At 28.6% G+C, this 17,548-nt stretch carries 18 protein-coding genes; all 18 read right to left on the bottom strand.

The genetic code is table 11. The features are described 5' to 3' along the window. Positions 1-40: 40 nt before the first annotated feature. On the bottom strand, positions 41-394 hold the full coding sequence (locus tag BN7997_RS02165; protein ID WP_071119245.1) for a response regulator: 354 nt from the start codon (positions 392-394) through the stop codon (positions 41-43). Between the two features lie 21 nt (positions 395-415). After that, on the bottom strand, positions 416-1,222 hold the full coding sequence (locus BN7997_RS02160) for a CheR family methyltransferase (protein WP_071119244.1): 807 nt from the start codon (positions 1,220-1,222) through the stop codon (positions 416-418). After that, entirely contained in the window at positions 1,206-1,688 is a 483-nt protein-coding gene (locus tag BN7997_RS02155; RefSeq protein ID WP_071119243.1) for a chemotaxis protein CheW, read from the bottom strand. The genes BN7997_RS02160 and BN7997_RS02155 overlap by 17 nt, the downstream gene beginning before the upstream one ends. A 17-nt stretch (positions 1,689-1,705) precedes the next feature. Next, on the bottom strand, positions 1,706-2,188 hold the full coding sequence (locus BN7997_RS02150) for a chemotaxis protein CheD (protein ID WP_071119242.1): 483 nt from the start codon (positions 2,186-2,188) through the stop codon (positions 1,706-1,708). Between the two features lie 9 nt (positions 2,189-2,197). Then, positions 2,198-2,812 carry a chemotaxis protein CheC gene (locus tag BN7997_RS02145; protein ID WP_071119241.1) on the bottom strand — a complete coding sequence of 205 codons (615 nt, stop codon included), beginning with the start codon at positions 2,810-2,812 and terminating at the stop codon, positions 2,198-2,200. A 35-nt stretch (positions 2,813-2,847) separates the two neighbouring features. Beyond that, on the bottom strand, positions 2,848-3,876 hold the full coding sequence (gene cheB / locus BN7997_RS02140; protein ID WP_071119240.1) for a chemotaxis-specific protein-glutamate methyltransferase CheB: 1,029 nt from the start codon (positions 3,874-3,876) through the stop codon (positions 2,848-2,850). A gap of 21 nt (positions 3,877-3,897) precedes the next feature. Beyond that, the gene (locus BN7997_RS02135; protein WP_071119239.1) at positions 3,898-6,015 is read right to left on the bottom strand and encodes a chemotaxis protein CheA; all 2,118 of its coding nucleotides are present in this window, start codon (positions 6,013-6,015) and stop codon (positions 3,898-3,900) included. A gap of 117 nt (positions 6,016-6,132) precedes the next feature. Beyond that, positions 6,133-7,887, bottom strand: coding sequence for a methyl-accepting chemotaxis protein (locus tag BN7997_RS02130; protein ID WP_071119238.1), 1,755 nt, complete (start codon positions 7,885-7,887; stop codon positions 6,133-6,135). Between the two features lie 174 nt (positions 7,888-8,061). After that, positions 8,062-9,144 (bottom strand): hypothetical protein, encoded by a 1,083-nt coding sequence (locus BN7997_RS02125; RefSeq protein ID WP_071119237.1) that lies wholly within the window; start codon positions 9,142-9,144, stop codon positions 8,062-8,064. A gap of 28 nt (positions 9,145-9,172) precedes the next feature. Next, a complete protein-coding gene (gene fliN, locus BN7997_RS02120) occupies positions 9,173-9,436 on the bottom strand; it encodes a flagellar motor switch protein FliN (protein ID WP_071119236.1) in 264 nt (87 codons plus the stop codon). 3 nt (positions 9,437-9,439) lie between these two features. Further along, positions 9,440-10,327: a flagellar motor switch protein FliM gene (locus tag BN7997_RS02115; protein ID WP_071119235.1), complete on the bottom strand. Its 888-nt coding sequence runs from the start codon at positions 10,325-10,327 to the stop codon at positions 9,440-9,442. A gap of 27 nt (positions 10,328-10,354) precedes the next feature. Beyond that, the gene (locus BN7997_RS02110; RefSeq protein ID WP_071119234.1) at positions 10,355-11,116 is read right to left on the bottom strand and encodes a flagellar hook-basal body complex protein; all 762 of its coding nucleotides are present in this window, start codon (positions 11,114-11,116) and stop codon (positions 10,355-10,357) included. Positions 11,117-11,137: 21 nt separating this feature from the next. After that, entirely contained in the window at positions 11,138-11,911 is a 774-nt protein-coding gene (locus BN7997_RS02105) for a flagellar hook-basal body complex protein (protein WP_071119233.1), read from the bottom strand. 12 nt (positions 11,912-11,923) lie between these two features. Next, positions 11,924-12,637 carry a sigma-70 family RNA polymerase sigma factor gene (locus tag BN7997_RS02100; RefSeq protein ID WP_074010947.1) on the bottom strand — a complete coding sequence of 238 codons (714 nt, stop codon included), beginning with the start codon at positions 12,635-12,637 and terminating at the stop codon, positions 11,924-11,926. A 15-nt stretch (positions 12,638-12,652) separates the two neighbouring features. Beyond that, positions 12,653-14,716: a flagellar biosynthesis protein FlhA gene (flhA, locus tag BN7997_RS02095; RefSeq protein ID WP_071119232.1), complete on the bottom strand. Its 2,064-nt coding sequence runs from the start codon at positions 14,714-14,716 to the stop codon at positions 12,653-12,655. A gap of 20 nt (positions 14,717-14,736) precedes the next feature. Next, a complete protein-coding gene (locus BN7997_RS02090; RefSeq protein ID WP_071119231.1) occupies positions 14,737-16,563 on the bottom strand; it encodes a fused FliR family export protein/FlhB family type III secretion system protein in 1,827 nt (608 codons plus the stop codon). 5 nt (positions 16,564-16,568) lie between these two features. Beyond that, entirely contained in the window at positions 16,569-16,838 is a 270-nt protein-coding gene (gene fliQ, locus BN7997_RS02085; RefSeq protein WP_071119230.1) for a flagellar biosynthesis protein FliQ, read from the bottom strand. 15 nt (positions 16,839-16,853) lie between these two features. Further along, the gene (gene fliP, locus BN7997_RS02080; protein WP_071119229.1) at positions 16,854-17,522 is read right to left on the bottom strand and encodes a flagellar type III secretion system pore protein FliP; all 669 of its coding nucleotides are present in this window, start codon (positions 17,520-17,522) and stop codon (positions 16,854-16,856) included. Positions 17,523-17,548: the final 26 nt, after the last annotated feature.

Here is a 17,548-nt window from a genome sequence, read left to right as displayed (position 1 = left end):
GATAATGTTATATCTTCTTTTTTAGTTAAAGTATTTATCTTTATAATTTTGATAATGCTGATATAAGCATTTCTTCTTTAAATGGCTTTACTATAAATCCTTTTGCTCCGTATATTATAGCTTCTTTCATTCTAGCTTCTTGTCCTAATGCTGAAACCATTACAACTGATGCACCTGGATCTATTTTTTTAATTTCTCTTAATGCTTCTAATCCATCCATCTCTGGCATAGTTATATCCATTGTAACTATATCTGGTTGTAATTCTTTATATTTTTCTATAGCCATTACTCCATTTTCAGCTTCCCCAACTACTTCAAAATCATAATTTGCAAGCATGTTTTTTATAGACATACGCATAAATGATGCATCATCAACTATTAATACTCTTTTCATATTTTTTCTCCTTGAAATTAATTATTTTTTTCTATAAACAGATGGTCTTACTCTTTCAAAACCATTATCTAGGTTCGATAAGTTTTCAGATAAACCTATTATTAGGTAGCCACCAGGTTTTAAAGAATCATGTAATCTTTTGCATAATTTTTGTTTTGTAGGATTATCAAAGTAAATCATAACATTTCTACAGAATATTACATCATATTTCCTAAACTCCCATCCTATACTTTGATTTAGGTTAAAGTATTTAAAATCAACTAAACTTTTTATATTATTATTTATTTCATAGCTTTTATCACCCACTTTTTTCATATAATTTTGAACCCAAGTTTTTGGCAATTTAGCTATTTTATCTTCTGTATAAACTCCATTTTTAGCCGTTCTTAAAACATTAGTCGATATATCTGATGCTGTTATAGATACTTTTGATTTTGCACCTATTCCGAATACAGATGTTGCTAACATTGATATACAATAAGGCTCTTCTCCTGTAGACGATGCTGCAGACCATATTTTTATTCCTCCAACTGGAGCTTTTTTAAAATAAGGCACAAATATTTCATTTCTTAAAAACTCAAAATGTGCTTCTTCTCTCATAAAATAAGTAAAGTTAGTTGTAAGTTTTCCTACTATTATAGATGCTTGTTCTCCTGTTTTATCTCTCATTAGATTATCTATATATGATTTAAAATCATTAAATCCTAATCTTTTAACAACTATTGCAAGTCTTGTTTCTATTAATGTTTTCTTATTTTCAAGATTTATACCATAGTTGTTATACATAAATGTCTTAAGACGTATAAAATCATTATTCGTTAATTTCATTACTCATATCTCCTACAATATTCACTAATGAATCACAATCTAATATTAGTTGTATATCATTATTTATCTGACTTATTCCATTTACAAAACTTTCTTTTAAATCATTTTTTTCTTTTGTAGATTCCATTATTTGTTTAGGTTGTATTGTTAATACTTCATTTACTGCATCAACAATTAATCCTATTTTATTTGCTTCATTTTCGATTATAATTATACAAGTTCTTTCACTATATTCAATAGGTTCCATGCCAAACCTCATTCTTGCGTCCATTACAGGTATAATTGTACTTCTTAAGTTGATTATACCCTTCATGTATTCTGGTAAGAATGGTACCTTAGTTATTGGTAAAATTTCAATTATTTCTGTAATATATTTAGATGATAATGCATATTTTTGGTTATTTATCACAAATATCATATATAAATCATCAATTTTGCTATCTAAAATTTCCTCATTATTATTCATAAACTGATACACCTCTTCTAAATAAATTTTTCATTCTTGCCCACACTCTTTATTTTTAGTTTATTAGTAGTTGTATCAAATATAATAGTTCTTCCGCAAGAACCTAGTACATCTGAGGATATAATAGGTATTCTTAACTTAAATAGAGTTTCTTTGCATACTTTTACATTCTTTTCACCAATTGTAAGAGTATTATTAGAATTATTAAAATTAAACATGTGTGCTCCACCTGCCATTTTTGCCTTCATAAATCTTGGATTTGCACCTTTTTTTCTTAATTCTTCATATAAAAGTGTTATTCCTGTATCAGCAAATTTTGCTCTATTTGTTAAAGTCCTTTCTGCTTTTGATTCAGATAATAAAATATGTACAAGTCCTGCTATTTTATTTATCTCATCATATATAACAACTCCACAACAAGAACCTAACCCAACTGTCATTATTTGATCTGGTGATTTTATAATTTTATAATCTGCTATTCCTACGTTTGCAACTGACATTAAATCTACCTATACTTCAAATCCTAATTTAGATAATAATGTGTTACAAGATTCTACTTTAGGTATAAAGTAATACTTTCCTTCTATCTCTCTATCTAAAGTAAAGAATTCTGTTTCTATACATAGTATAGAATCTGATTCACCACCATATAATGAAGCTGGTAAGTTCATTATTGCCATAACCATATCTACACTAAAGTATGGTATTGATTGGTCTATTGTTAATCCAGTCATATCTGACATTGCAGTTAAATAAGTTCCACAAAGTATATTGCATATTTCTCCTACAGAGTTTAATTCTTTGTAAAGTTCTTCGTAATTTTCTTTATCACACTCTATTTTTCTACCTAATAATCTTGATAATAAAGTAAGTGTTGAATCAACGTCCATTATTACCATTATAAAACCTTCTAAATCTCCTGATATTTGTAATACAGTTCCAACAACAAGTTCTTCTGGTGAACTATAACTGTTAGTTATATCTGAAAATTCTCTTAAATCACTGTTAGGTATTCCTATGTCTACTATTTCATTTAGCATTTGAGCTAATGATGTAGATGCATTGCCCGAACCTATATTACTAATTTCACGAAATACATTTAACTTTTCTTGTTCAAAATTCATAGGTATGTTCCTTCCCTCTCTAAGTTTTATTAAGTTTATATCGTTCTAAATTTATCTACTATCAAATTTGGAATAGCTTCTAAAGGAACTTCTTTAAGAACAGCACCGATATTTTTAGCTGCCATAGGCATACCATAAACAACGCATGTTTCTTTATTTTGACCGATTGTGTATCCCCCTGCATTTTTTATAGATAATAATCCTTTAGCGCCATCATTTCCCATACCTGTTAGTATTGTTGCAATAGAATTATTTTTTGCATGTATCGCTACTGATTCAAATAAATAATCTACTGATGGACAATGTCCACTTACTTTTTCAGCTTTTTTTATATCTAAGATATACTTGTTATTTTCTCTTACTATTCCCATTTGATATCCACCTGGTGCAATATATGCATGTCCAGTTAAAACTACATCTCCATGTTTACCTTCAACGACCTTTATGCTACATTCTTTATCAAGTCTTTGTGCATATTTTTTTGTAAATATTGGGGGCATATGTTGAGTTATAACTATGCCAGGTAATCCTAATGGCAACTCTCTTAAAACGTGTCTTATTGCATCTACTCCACCCATAGATGCACCTATTGCTATTATATTTTTACTATTATAACTAACATTATTTTTTATAATGTTAGTCTTTTTAAGTTCTGTATTAGAACAGCTATCATCATAAAATCCTGATGCATTTATTATTTTTTGAACCAAAGTTTCATTAAAATTACGCATAGTTTTTGCAGTTGGCTTTTCGATAAAATCAACTGCTCCCGCTGCAATTGCATTACTTTCATTAATACTACTACCACTAATTGCAATAGTTGGTATAAATCTTTTATTCTTTAATATATTTAAAAATTCAATTCCATCAAGTCCCGGCATCATTATATCTAGTATTAATACATCTGGATTAAACTCTACAATAACATCCCTAGCTTCATATGGATCTTTAGCCATACCAACAACTTCTATATGAGAGTGGTCTTTAAGTTGATTAAATAAAACTCTTCTAAATATTCCTGAGTCATCAACTATTACTACTTTTATTTTTCTATTAATTTTCATAGTATATCTCCTATAAAAGTATTATCTAGTTATTATTGAGTTAACATCAAATATTAAGCTTATAGATCCATCCTCTAATATAGAACATCCTGACATATATGATTGAACTTTTTCAAATTGAGTTAATAATTGAGGTATTGGTTTTATAACAACATTTTGTTGGCCTATTATTTTATCTACAATTATGCATATATTTCCTATTTCAGACTCAACTAATATCATTATTCCTTCGTTTTTATCTTTAGATTCAATTCCTAATATGTCTGCTAATCTATGAATTTTATAGCAATTGCCTCTAACAATACTATGTTCTTCACCATTAGGATTTTTTACAATTTCATAAGACCCGCTTCTAAATACTTCTTTTATATTAAGAGATGGTATTATATATATTTCATTTCCTATTTCAACTTTCATTCCATCTATTATAGCCAATGTTAATGGTATACGAATTATGAACATAGTGCCTTTTCCGCTCTCACTATCAATTGTTATAGAACCTCTTAATTTTTTTATGTTAGTATGAACTACATCCATCCCTACTCCACGACCAGAGTATTCTGTAACAGCTTCTTTAGTTGAAAATCCTGGAGCCATTATAAAGTTGTATGCTTCTTTATCTGATATCTCTTCTAATCTCTTAGTTGTAATTCCCTTTTCTATAGCTTTTTTTACAATAGCTTCTTTGTTTAAACCTCTACCGTCATCCTTTATAACTATTACAACATCTCCACCTGTATTTTTAGCTTCTAGTGTTACTGTTGCTTTTTCAGGCTTTCCAGCTGCCTTTCTTTCCTCTGGCATTTCAACACCATGGTCCATACTATTTCTAATCATGTGCATAAGTGGATCTGATATGTTTTCAAGTATAGTTTTATCTACTTCTGTTTGTTCTCCTATAAGTTCTAAGTCTACTATTTTGCCAGTTTTTTTACTCATATCCCTTACTACTCTTTGCATCTTAGTAAATGTAGATGATATAGGTACCATACGGATAGACATAACTACATCTTGTAACTCAGCAGTCAATTGATGTAATCTTCTAGCTTGTTTTTCAAAGTTATCTCTATTAAAGTTTTCAAGTTGAGATTGTTTTTCTACCATAGACTCTGTTGTTACAATCTCTCCTACTAAATTCATTAACATATCAATTTTATTTATGTTTACAGTAAGGAAATTATTTTTAGTTTCTTTATTAGATTTATTTTTATCTAAAGTTTTCTTTTCTTCTATTTTATTTTCCTTAACCTCTGTTTGACTTTCTTCCTTAACTACTTCTAAAACATGTGTTTCTTCTTTATTAGTAATAGTTTCTTCGATTACAGTTTCTTCTTTATTTAAATCTTCTTTTATCTCTATTTCTTCTATTTTTTCAGATACTTCTGCTTCTGCTACTTCTTCTTTATTATTTTCATTAGGTTCTTCTATTTCAAAACACTTAAGGAACATTGTTCCTTGTATAGCTTTTTCAATTGCTTCTTTGTCTATTGGATTTTCTAGAACTAGTAAAAGTCCATTTTGTGCTATTTCTCCATCACAGTCATCTTCTAAATTTTCTGGTACTGTTTTTATTGATGAATGCATTCCTTCAAGAGACATTAAAACTCCAAGTGCTCTTATAGATTCCATTCCACATCCATCTTCAAAAAATACTTTTATTTTCATTCCATTTGAATCTAAGTTAACAACTTCATCAACTGTTTCATCTACTTGTGTATTATATGATATATTTTCTTCTATATCTTCTTTTAATAAGTTGCTTGATCTTTGATAAAGTTCTTCTATACTAGCTTGAGGAAACAACCCTTCTTGAACTTTTGATATTTCATCTTTTAAAAAGTCTATTATTGCAAGTACTACGTCAATAACTTCTTCCCACTTGCTTTGAGTAAGTTTTCTACCACTTCTTATTTCATCAAAAACATCTTCAATACTATGAGTAAGATTCATTAAACTATCATATCCCATCATAGCTGATGAGCCTTTTATAGTATGCATAGCTCTAAAGATTTCTTCTATTTCCTCTTGACTCAATTCTCCAGTATCAGATTGACCAGAAAGCAAAATTTCTTCTAATTGCTCTAGCAATTGCATATTTTCATATACATAAAACTCAGTCATAGAATCTATTCCACTCATTTTTTATCTCCTTTATTGTTAAACAAATATATTAGTTGTCTATTATATAAAAAGGAAGCATAAAAGCCTCCTTTTTACAAATAAACATTAATATGACTTTACTGTATTATATTATTCTTAATACATATCAAAATAACTTGCATCATTATTCATAAAATCCATGCTTCTTTGAGATTGGTTTCCACCTTTTACGTTAAATCCTTCAATAAGAGATTTTAACATTTGTGCTTGTCCACTTAACTCTTCACTAGCAGCTGCACTTTCTTCTGATGTTGCAGAGTTATTTTGAACTACAGCTGAAATCTGTTCTACTCCTAAAGTTACTTGAGCTATTGCTTCGGCTTGTTCATCAGATGCTTTTGCTATCATTTCAACTGAATTCATAGTTTGGTTTGTTATTTCAATTATATTTCCAAGAGATTCAGCCGTATTATTAACTATTTTAGTTCCATTTTCTACTGCTGCTATTGAATTTTCAATAAGTACTGCTGTATTTTTAGCAGCTTCAGCAGATTTAGCTGCAAGATTTCTAACTTCATCAGCAACAACAGCAAATCCTTTACCAGCACTTCCAGCTCTAGCAGCTTCAACTGCAGCATTAAGTGCTAATATATTAGTTTGGAATGCTATGTCATCTATTGTTTTTATTATTCTTCCTATTTCATTTGAAGTAAATGAAATTTCGTCCATTGCTTTAACCATTTCTTTCATTTGTTCATTACCATTTTGAACTTCATGCCCTGCGCTTATTGTTAAGCTGTTAGCATGTTGAGCATTTTCTGCTGTATTCTTTATTTTTTCTGATATCTCAGTTAAAGTTGCAGATAATTCTTGAACAGCACTTGCTTGTTCTGTTGCTCCTTGAGCTAACATTTGAGCTCCACTTGATACTTGATCTGATGCCGCTCCAACTTCTTCTGATGCTGAACTTATTTGTGACATTGTTTCACTTAAATCATTAGTTATTTTTTCTATAGAGTCTTCTATTTCTTTAAATACGCCTATAAACTCAACATTTGTAGATACATTAAAGTTTCCTGCTGCTACTTCACCTAATACATTTACTGTATCATTTATAACTTCATTTGTATTATTAGCCATTCTACGCATACTATCAGCTAAAGTTCCTAACTCATCTTTAGATTCATAAGATATAGAAACATCAAAGTCTCCTTCAGCCATTTTGTTAGCCGCATCTTCAATTTCAACTAATGGGTCTCTTAAAGTTTTTGTTATGTATATACTTATGTATGATACTCCTAATATAGCTACTATTAATAATGCTATACTTATTATTGTAGATTGCTTAGCTGTTTTATCTGCATCTGTTAAAAACTCTTCCATAATTTTATTGGCATTTTCATTTAATATTGATGCCTCTTCTATTACTTTGTTGTATGTATTTGAATATGTTGAAATAACTGATGCATCTATATCATTAACATTATTAGTAAATCCTTCTACTTGTGTTCTTGCATATAAATTTTCATATGCACTTTTATAGTTTTCTATTGCATTTTCAAGATTTTTTAAATGATCACCTATAGATGATGCTATTAATTCATTTGCACTTATTGATTTTATATTTTCTTCTATTTTATTAAATGACTCTGCTATAGTTTTATTTTCTCCAGTATGGTTGTTATCAACAAAACCACTATTTAAACATCTTGATATATTGATAATTTCCATACGAATCCCTAAAGACTCATTAACTAATTTATATGGTCCATCATACATATAATCTGTTAAATTAGCTGTATATGATAACTTTCCTAATATATATATACTTAAACTACTCGTTAAAATTAATATAGTTAAAAAAGATAATATAAGCTTTTTTCCTATTTTTAAATTTTTAAATGAATTCATTCTTTTTCCTCCCGACTCTAATGAATCTAATCTATCCTATAATTTACATTTTATTTATACGGATAAGTATTAATATAACTTTACATTTTTCGACAAATTTTTTATTTTTTACCTTATTCATTTTATATAATAAAAAAATTACTCTGAACATATAAATTGTTCAGAGCAATTTTTTTATACATTAACTTTATTAAAATATTTTTTGATAAGACTTTCAGTTATTTCCTTTATTTCATTATCATTTGGAAGAAAAATATTTCGTCTAGATTCTAAAATAAATTCAGTTTCTTTTGATATCACTTTATTTATAGATATTTTTTTGTTAACACTACCCTTTATTTCAACAATTAACTTTGAAATTTCTCCCTTCGTTATATTTTCAACTATAATATTATTTTCATCTTCTGTAAGAAGATTATTATAACTATAATACTCAAGTTCATCATTAAACATATCAATTATAGAGCCATTGGTATTTTTTATGTAATTATAGCTTATCGCCTTTACAAGTTTTATTGAAAGAATATAAAATAAAATCATAATAAATATACTAATCCCTACATGAATAAATATATTATTTAATAACTTTCCAAAATTAGTAAATAATTGTACTAATATAAAACCTATTAAAGAACCAATACTTCCTATTGCAATATCAGAACCCCTTTTTAAGTTAATTCTCATATCTACAATATTACTATATATCTCATCTTGGATTTTACAATATTTTATAGTATATAATTGATTTTCTGCTATACTACCTAATTTAGCTACTTTGTCATATATAGATTCATATTTTTCATCAAGCTTTAATGACTTTACAAAATTTACACCATGTATTTTTATAGCTCTAATAATTGCTTTTTCTAATGCTACTTCTTTGCTATCACCATTCCATATAGCTAAAGCATACTCTATACTTCCTGATACACCTAAAGTATGTTCAAGTTCTATACTTCCGTCTATTTCAAAAACTCTTAACCCTTTTATCTTATTCAAATTTGCTATATTTTTTACTTGATTATATGTGAAGCTTCCTTTTTTTAATACCTTAATTGGATCTATACTGCTACTTACCAATCCTTCTTTTTTTCTTTCAGTAAAATCTATTATTGCTTCTTCATATTTATCTTCAGGAACCTCAATATTAATGGGCTGCCCCTCATGGTCTAAGTACCTTAATTCTCCATAGCTTAAGCAAGCATCTACACATCTATCCCCACTATTATTGTACTTGCTTTTTAATAATTTACTCATTTACCAGTCCTTCCTATGATAGATACCCTTAACTTAATGTTTTGACTAATTCATCTTCACCAAGTATATTAGTTATTCTAACTCCGAAGTTTTGGTCTATTACAACTATTTGACCATATCCGATTTTTCTTCCATTTACATATATTTCAACCTCTTGATTTTCAAAGGTATCCAATTCTATTAATGAACCTTTACCTAGCTCAAATATGTCTTTTAGTGCCATCTTAGTTCTACCAAGAATAACACTTACATTAAGTTCTATATCTAATACTCTAGCAAGATTTTTATTCATTGTCTATACTCCTTTCTTAACACTATCAGTTATTACTACACCATTTTTATTTTTTATTAATCCTGGTCTACATTTAAACGATCTAGCTTCAGAAACATCTAGCTCTATATCTCCATCTACTTTTGTATCTAAAGTTATTATATCTCCTACTTTTAAATCAAGGAGTTCATTTACTTTTATAGTTGATTTTCCTAATCTTGCAATTAAATCAACCTTCGCTCCGCACACATTGTTATAAATTGCATTTGTAAATTCAAAATCATATTCTTGATTCTTATTTCTAAATAATTTTTTAGTTTCTAATAAATCAAGTATTGGTTCCATACAGCTATATGGTTCACAAAATCTCATTTTACCTATTTCCTTGTCTTCATACATAACCTTCATATGTGCAATTAAGACAGATTCACTTATAGGATATTTTTTACTTGCTCCCGCATTTATATGAACTCTTAATACTTCTCTGTGTGTACAACTTTCAACTACATACATTCTCTTTAAGAAGTCATTAACACTTTGAAATAATAATTGCTTATCTATTTCAGTAAGGTTTCTATCATAATTTTCTAAAAGTCCATCTCCACCTAAAACTACATCAATTAAAGTAAGGGCTATAGTTTTATCAATTTGGTAAATTAAATCTTGTACTAATGGTTGTATAGCATGTTCTGCAATTACTGAATCTTTATCAATTAAATTTATAAATTCATCATAGTTTGTTTGCTCAACTTTTTCAATTTTACAGTGTATTTTTTGCTTTTTTAGTTCATAAGCTAAGAATAAGTTTACATTTTTACAGAATTCTTCTGAAACTACAGATAAGAATCTCATATTATCACTTGAGTATCTTTGTGGCTTTTTAAAGTCATATACTCTTACATTTTCATCCATAATTAAAACCTACCTCCTCTCAAGATATTATCTACTTCTAAGGTTATTTATCATTTCCCACATCTCATTTGTAGACTGCATTGCCCTACTATTAAATTGAAATGCTCTTTGTGCCATAATTAAATCAGTCATTTCTGCTTGCATACTTACATTAGACATTTCAACATATCCTTGATGAAGTTTTGGATTTTCTACCGTTGTAAGTGTAGCTCCATCATTAAGAGCAAATAAATTATCTCCAACTGATGTAAAATCATTATTACCTTGTGGCATATATAGAGTTATACTACCCACATTTTGTTTATTTAGAAATACTTGTCCATTATTGCTTATTGTAAGATCTCCATTTGATAAATTTAAACCTTGACCATTAATACCTTGATTATAAGTTATGTCTAAGATATTTCCAGAATCGTCAACTAACTTTCCATTTGAGTCAAAACTAAATTCTCCATTTCTAGTGTACTTGTATGTTCCATCATTTGATATTACTCTAAAATATCCATCTCCATCTATTGCTATTTCTGTATTTATACCAGTTTCCTTTAATGCACCTTGAGTTAAGTTTCTAGTCGCACTTGATAATTTTACTCCAGTTCCAGTTATTAAATTATCTCCATTATGTGGATATGATTGTCTAGATAAAGTATCTGTATATAAATCTAGAAAACCTGAATCTAGTTTTTTATAACCTACAGTTTGTGAGTTTGCTATATTATTAGAAATAATATCAATTTTTCCTTGATTAGCAGACATTCCAGTTATACTGTTGTTCATTATGTTATACATTGATATTTCCTCCTATTAATATTATTTTACTCTACCTATATCACTTGCTATTTGCCCAAGTATTGAGTCTATAGTTTGGATAACCTTTTGATTTGCTTCAAATTCATTGACAGTTTCCATCATCATAGCTATCTCATTTATAGAATCTACATTTGAACCTTCTAAATATTTTTGCTTTATACTGTAATTGTTAGAGTTAAATCCTCCCTCTCCTTTATACAGATTATTTCCATATTTAGTTAGGTTATCATAATTTTCAAAATCAACTATATTGAATTTATACTTATTTTCTCCATTTATCATTACGCTATTATCAGGTGATATGCTAATAAGGTCTGTACCTACATATATTCTTTCAGAATTTCCTGTTTGGGTATTTGTACCCATAACATATTCTCCAGAATTAGTTACTAAGTAACCTTGAGGGTTTACTTTAAATGAACCATCTCTTGTATAGTAAGTATTATTTGCATCATCAGAAACTTGGAAAAATCCACTCCCAACTATTGCAAAATCTGTATTGTTATCAGTTGAAACTAAGCTTCCTTGATTATAGCTAGTAAAAGTATCATCTATTCTAACTCCAAAACTTAAAGAACCTAAGTCTTTTACATTAGAAACTCCATTTTCATAACTATCTTTATTATGTAGTAACATCTCATCAAAGCTTTTTGCTACTACAGTTTGACCTTTATATCCTGTTGTGTTTATATTTGCTAAATTATTAGTTATAACACCTTGCCTTGCTTGTAAAGTTAACATTGAAGACACAGATGCATACATACTTCTAAGCATGTTAATTCCTCCTTAATCAATATACTTTAACTTTTTCATAGCAGCTCTTAAATTAGAAATAGCTCTATTATTTAATTGGGAAACTCTTGATTCTGATACTCCAAGTATTTCCCCAATTTCTTTTAAAGTTAACTCTTCATAATAATAAAGAGATAATACTAATCGATCTTTTTCTTTTAACATGTCTATTGCTTTAGCTAACACATCTTGAAGCTCCTTTTGCTCAAAGGCTTCTTCTGGGCAAAGAATATCTTCATCTTCAATAGTATCTATAATACTAAATTCTTTTTCACCTTCTGAAACTGTATGGTCTATGGATATATTACTTGAAGTTTTCATTTTATTTCTAATACTAATTACTTCTTTTTTAGTTATATCCATATATTGTGCAATTTCATCTTCACTTGGCTTTCTAAAAAGCTTTTGTTGCAATTGATCTACACATTTATTGTATTCCTTTATTTTGCTCATATAAGTTCTTGATACCGGTGAGTATTTTCTTATTTCGTCTATTATAAATGAAGATACTCTGATTGAAGCATAAGTTGAAAATTTTACGCCTCTACTTTCATCAAACTTTTTTCTTGCATCTATAAGTCCCATAACGCCATAACTAACTAAATCTTCATAGTCTAATCCTATTTTATCTGTATAATACTTAGATGCTATATTTTTAACAATATTCATATTATTCACTATGAATTCTTCTTGACTTTGAGTAGTCACAATACACACCTCCTACTATATATTTACTGTACCTTGAGCCTTTATCTGAATATCACTCGGTATTTCATTTAATGATAAAACTGTTATATTAGGAAATACCATTTCAACTAACTTTCTAAAAGGCGCTCTTATTTTTGGAGAAACTAGAAGTATAGTTCTATTATTATTAAAATGAATGCTTTCTACTGTATTTTGTATACTAGAGAATATCTTGTTTGTTGTATCTGGGTCTATTGCTGGATATGTACCATTAATAGATCTTTGTAAGCTATTGCTTATTATATTTTCTACTTCCATAGATAAAGTTGCTACTGTTATAGAGTTATTTTCATCAACTAAGTTAGAACAAATACTTCTACTCATAGCCATTCTTACATACTCAGTTAAAAGTTCTATATCCTTTGTATTTCTAGCATTATCAGCTAACGTTTCTAGAATTGTAACTCTATCTTTTATTGAAATATTTTCTCTTAATAAGTTTTGTAATACTTTTTGAACCTCTCCTAATGTCATTAAATCTGGGATTAGCTCATCAACAACGGCACTATATCTTTCTTTAGCCGAATCTATAATTAATTTAACCTCTTGTCTACCAATAAGTTCATGTGCCTTAGATTTTATTATTTCTAATAAATGGGTAACTAGTATAGTTGTTGGGTCTACAACAGTTAGTCCATATAATTCTGCTTCTTCTGCCTTATCCGAACTTATCCATAATGCATCAAGACCAAATGTAGGTTCTTTAACTCTTATTCCATCAATATTAATATCTGTTCCCATAGGATTCATACATAATAACATTGTTGGCATAAGACTATATGTTGCTACTACATTTCCTTTTATTTTTATACTGTATTGATTTGGCTCTAACTGAAGATTATCTCTAATTCTTATTGGTTGTACTAGTATCCCCATATCAATTGCACACTGTCTTCTTATAGAAACTATTCTTTGTAATAAGTCCCCTCCATTACTTTCATCTGCAAGTGGTATAAGACCATATCCAATTTCAACTTCTATCGGCTCAACATTTATAAGGCTAGACACATCTTCTGCCATTTCTATACTAGGTTTAGTATCTTCAGCTTCACTTTGTATAGATTGTAATTCCTCTTGTTTTTGTTTTTCTTTTTCTTCTTTATTTAATAAAAATGAAGTAGCTAATGCACCAGCACCTAATGTAAAGAATGATAATTTAGGAAGTCCTGGAAGAAACCCTAAGATTAACAAAACAGCTCCTGCCATACCTATAGTTACAGGTACTGATGTTAACTGTTGTCCTAAAAGATTACCAAAGTTTTTCTCGTTACTAGACTTTGTAACTAAAATACCTGCAGATACTGATATTAGTAATGCTGATATTTGACCAACAAGGCCATCCCCTATAGTAAGTCTTATAAAGTTTTGTACAGCTTCACCAAAACTCATATCCATCATAACTACACCAATAATAATTCCACCTAATACATTTATTATTGTTATGATTATACCTGCAATTGCATCTCCTTTTACGAACTTAGATGCACCATCCATAGCACCATAAAAGTCTACTTCTTGCTGTAATTCTGCTCTTTTTTTTCTTGCAGTTTTTTCGTCTATTATTCCTGCACCTAAATCTGCATCTATACTCATTTGTTTACCAGGCATAGCATCAAGTGTAAATCTCGCTGATACCTCTGATACTCTTCCTGAACCGTTTGTTATTACAACAAACTGTACTATCATTATAATTAAAAATATAATTACACCTACTACGTAATTCCCACCAACAACAAAGCTACCAAATGCCTCTATAACATTTCCTGCATAACCTTGTCCTAATATAAGCCTTGTTGATGAAATATTTAGACCTAATCTAAATAATGTTGTAACAAGCAATATTGTTGGAAACATAGATAGCTGTAATACATTAGTTGAAAAAAGAGTAAGTAGTAATATAAGAATTGATAATGCTATGTTTACTGATAACAATACATCTAGTAAAAATGGCGGAAGTGGGATTATTATCATTAATACTATTCCTAGTATTCCAAATCCGGCCAATATATCAAATCTGCCTTTTAAACTTAATTTATCCATATTTAACCTCTTCTTAATAACTACTTATATTTATTTTTTATCTTATACACAGCTACTAATACTTCAGCAACTGCTTTATACATTTCTTCTGGTATTTCTTGATCTATCTCAACCTCTCTGTAAATAAGTCTTGCTAGAGGTACATTTTCAATAATCGGTACATCATGACTTTTAGCGATTTCTCTTATTTTAAATGCCACTTGATCTGCCCCTTTTGCTACTACTACTGGTGTTTTATCTACTCCTTGTTCATATCTTATTGCTATAGATATGTGTGTAGGATTGGTTACAATTACAGTAGCCGAAGGAACAGCTTGCATCATTCTTTGAGTTGCCATCTGTCTTTGTTTTTGCTTTATCTTTCCTTTTATGTGAGGGTCCCCTTCCATCTGTTTGTACTCTTCTTTTACTTCTTGTTTAGTCATCTTAAGCTCTTTATTATGGCTATACTTTTGATATGCATAATCAAGTATTGCTATAACAACTACTACCATAGCTATGGTACCTAGTATATTTTTTATAAGATCAACTATAGTATCAAACAAATATGGAGTGTATATATCCCCACTTTTTATTATCCCTGCAAAATTCTTATTCATAAATGAATATCCTATAGCTACCATTACTGATATGACAACTATACTTTTTACAAGATTCACTAACGATTTTAATGAGAACATATTTTTAAATCCATTGATAGGATTTAATTTTGAAAACTTAGGTTTTAAACTTTCTCCTGAAAAGAAAAAACCTGTTTGAATTAAATTTCCTATAATTCCAAATGCCATTATGATTAGACATATTGGTAAAATTACTTTCATAAAAGAAAGTATTATCTTAAACATTAATACTTTTAGAGTATTATTATTTATAGTCATACTTAAGTTTCCACTAAGCATATTGACCATAAAATTTTTAACTTCAAAAACTATAAAGTCTGACATTGTATAAACTACAACTAATATTGCTAAAAAAGTCATAGCAGTATTAACTTCAGAACTTTTTGCTATATTACCTTGCTTTCTAGCATCCTTCTTTTTCTTAGGAGTTGGGTCTTCTGTTTTATCTCCACTCATAGACAGCATAAATCCAAAAGCTCCTACACCAGAAAACATGTCATTATTCATACTAAGAGTTCCATCTAAAATAGATGGTATCTGATTGAATAAATAGTGAATTTTACTCACTATAAATGGTAATGCTATCATTAAAAATATAATTCCTATTAGTAGTTTCAAAGGCATACCTATTATCATTACATTTAATTGTGGAACGCTCTTTGATATAAAACCAATTAGTAACTCTGCAATAAGTAATGATAAAATCATAGGAACTGCTATTTTTATTCCAATTATAAAACATTGAACAAATACATTTATTACATAGTCAAAGTTTCCGCTAAGTATTAGTTGACCTACTTTAACTAAGTTAAAGCTATTTTGTATCCCCGCTATTAACTGGTGATGTCCATTCATGCTAAAAAAAATCATTACTCCTAACCAATATAAAATAGTTTCAATTAATGTATTTTGAGTATTAGTATTTGGATCATATATATTTGCCATAGATAAACCTAATTGCTGGTCAATTAAACTCCCTGCTATTTTTAAACTATTGAAACACATATTAGTTATAAAGCCAAATACTAATCCTGTTAATGTTTCCATTAATGCATATATAATAAGTTGACTAAGTGAATGAACAGCTATATCTGCTTGTATAAAAGGAGATATTATAAATGAGATAAATATAGAAAACATCACTTTAAATACTTTAGGAGTTCCATTTGGAAATATTACATTTATACAACTAAAGAACGTTAATATCCTTATAAATACAAATATCATTTATCTCATCCCTTTACATTTGCTATTATATTCATAATCTCATTTGTAAAAACTACTAACTTATTAAGCATCCAACTCCCTCCAACAAGAAGTATTGTTGCTATAGCTATTAATTTAGGTACAAATGTTAATGTTTGTTCTTGTATTTGAGTTGCTGCTTGGAATACACTAACTAGCAAACCAATTACCAATGCTATTATTAATATTGGACCTGCTACCATTAATGCAGTAGATAAAGCTTTCGTTATTATTCCCATTATCATCTGTTCACTCATAATGTCATCTCCTTGCTAATTAAAACTTAAAATTAAAGATTTAATTAATAAATTCCATCCGTCTACCATTATAAATAATAAAAGTTTAAAAGGCAGAGAAATCATAGCTGGTGGTAGCATAAACATCCCCATCGACATCAATGCACTTGATACTACCAAATCTATTAATAAGAATGGTAAATATATTAAAAATCCAATTTGAAACGCAGTTTTTAATTCACTTATTGCAAACGCTGGTACTAGTACTTGTAATGGTAAATTTTCTCTTGTTACATCATTTTTATCAATACGAGCACTATCTAAAAATAATTTTATGTCTTCATCTCTAGTTTCTTTTAATAAAAATTCTTTCATAGGAATTTGAGCTTTTTCTATTCCCTCTTGAAAAGTTATTTTTTCTTCTCTATATGGCTGTATAGCCTCTTTATTAATCTTATCTACTACTGGTGACATAATAAATATTGTCAATACTAATGCTATACCTACTAGTATTTGATTAGGTATAGATTGTTGAGCTCCTAAAGCTGATTTTAAAAATGAGAATGTAATGATTATTCTTACAAAACTTGTCATCATAAAGATGATAGTCGGTAAAAACATCATAAATGTCATTACTATAAATAACTTTATTAAAGGAGTAAATTCTTGCTGATGATTTGATACTAATCCAACTAAATCATTCATACATACGTCCCCCTTTTTCTAGTAAT

Source organism: Romboutsia timonensis, from assembly GCF_900106845.1.
In the GTDB taxonomy this organism is placed as follows: domain Bacteria; phylum Bacillota; class Clostridia; order Peptostreptococcales; family Peptostreptococcaceae; genus Romboutsia; species Romboutsia timonensis.
The sequence above is the reverse complement of the archived record's forward strand: the minus strand, read 5'-3'. Positions and strand labels throughout refer to the sequence as shown.

Excerpts from the sequence above, each read along its gene's own strand:
- BN7997_RS02155 (WP_071119243.1), bottom strand. The coding sequence starts at position 1,688 with ATGAATAATAATGAGGAAATTTTAGATAGCAAAATTGATGATTTATAT.
- BN7997_RS02145 (WP_071119241.1), bottom strand. The coding sequence starts at position 2,812 with ATGAATTTTGAACAAGAAAAGTTAAATGTATTTCGTGAAATTAGTAAT.
- BN7997_RS02115 (WP_071119235.1), bottom strand. The coding sequence starts at position 10,327 with ATGGATGAAAATGTAAGAGTATATGACTTTAAAAAGCCACAAAGATAC.
- BN7997_RS02160 (WP_071119244.1), bottom strand. The coding sequence starts at position 1,222 with ATGAAATTAACGAATAATGATTTTATACGTCTTAAGACATTTATGTAT.
- BN7997_RS02135 (WP_071119239.1), bottom strand. The coding sequence starts at position 6,015 with ATGAGTGGAATAGATTCTATGACTGAGTTTTATGTATATGAAAATATG.
- BN7997_RS02105 (WP_071119233.1), bottom strand. The coding sequence starts at position 11,911 with ATGCTTAGAAGTATGTATGCATCTGTGTCTTCAATGTTAACTTTACAA.
- fliQ (WP_071119230.1), bottom strand. The coding sequence starts at position 16,838 with ATGAGTGAACAGATGATAATGGGAATAATAACGAAAGCTTTATCTACT.
- fliP (WP_071119229.1), bottom strand. The coding sequence starts at position 17,522 with ATGAATGATTTAGTTGGATTAGTATCAAATCATCAGCAAGAATTTACT.
- BN7997_RS02130 (WP_071119238.1), bottom strand. The coding sequence starts at position 7,887 with ATGAATTCATTTAAAAATTTAAAAATAGGAAAAAAGCTTATATTATCT.
- BN7997_RS02165 (WP_071119245.1), bottom strand. The coding sequence starts at position 394 with ATGAAAAGAGTATTAATAGTTGATGATGCATCATTTATGCGTATGTCT.
- cheB (WP_071119240.1), bottom strand. The coding sequence starts at position 3,876 with ATGAAAATTAATAGAAAAATAAAAGTAGTAATAGTTGATGACTCAGGA.
- BN7997_RS02090 (WP_071119231.1), bottom strand. The coding sequence starts at position 16,563 with ATGATATTTGTATTTATAAGGATATTAACGTTCTTTAGTTGTATAAAT.
- BN7997_RS02110 (WP_071119234.1), bottom strand. The coding sequence starts at position 11,116 with ATGTATAACATAATGAACAACAGTATAACTGGAATGTCTGCTAATCAA.
- flhA (WP_071119232.1), bottom strand. The coding sequence starts at position 14,716 with ATGGATAAATTAAGTTTAAAAGGCAGATTTGATATATTGGCCGGATTT.
- BN7997_RS02150 (WP_071119242.1), bottom strand. The coding sequence starts at position 2,188 with ATGTCAGTTGCAAACGTAGGAATAGCAGATTATAAAATTATAAAATCA.
- BN7997_RS02125 (WP_071119237.1), bottom strand. The coding sequence starts at position 9,144 with ATGAGTAAATTATTAAAAAGCAAGTACAATAATAGTGGGGATAGATGT.
- fliN (WP_071119236.1), bottom strand. The coding sequence starts at position 9,436 with ATGAATAAAAATCTTGCTAGAGTATTAGATATAGAACTTAATGTAAGT.